Source organism: Burkholderia sp. GW821-FHT14F03 (assembly GCF_058803765.1).
This window is the reverse complement of record NZ_JBXAPG010000153.1, coordinates 1-641: the sequence shown is the minus strand read 5'-3', so window position 1 is coordinate 641 and position 641 is coordinate 1. Positions and strand designations below refer to the sequence as shown.

The 641-nt window shown below is 70.2% G+C and carries 1 protein-coding gene; it reads left to right on the top strand.

Features of this window, described 5'->3' with window-relative positions; translation table 11 throughout:
• Nucleotides 1-641 (top strand): type IVB secretion system protein IcmH/DotU (gene icmH, locus AC1RQF_RS33470; protein WP_492874426.1); only part of this gene is annotated, 641 nt, incomplete at both ends.

Sequence of the window (641 nt, the reverse complement as noted above, 5' to 3'; positions counted from 1 at the left end):
ATCCTGAAGGCCGGCCAGCAGTCGGCCAACTGGAGCAATCCGTTCGTGTCGCACGCGCTGCCCGCGATCCTGCAATTGCAGCGGCATCTCGCGGACGGCCCGCCCGACCAGTCGACGGTGCGCACCCAGCTCGGCCTCGAAGTGCGGCTGTACCGCGAGCGGCTGGCCGGCTCGGGCTGCGAGTGGGAGCAGATCCGCGACGCTTCGTATCTGCTGTGCACGTATCTGGACGAGAACGTCAGCGACATCGCGCGCGCCGCCTCGCAAGTGCTCTACGACGGGGAGCGCAGCCTGCTGGTCGAGTTCCACGACGATGCGTGGGGCGGCGAGGACGCGTTTTCCGATCTCGGCCGCTGGATGAAGGCGGACGATCCGCCCATCCGCCTCCTCGCGTTCTACGAGCTGATCCTGTCGCTCGGCTGGCAGGGCCGCTACCGCGTGCTCGATCGCGGCGACGTGCTGCTGCAGGACCTGCGTTCGCAGCTGCATGCGCTGATCTGGCATCACGTGCCGCCCGAGCCGCTCGGCACCGGGCTGATCACCCCGGCGCGCGCGCGCAGGCGCTGGTGGACGCCGATGCGCGCAGGCGCGGCGGCGCTGGGCGCGGTGCTGTTGACCTACGGCATCGTCAGCGCCGTGCT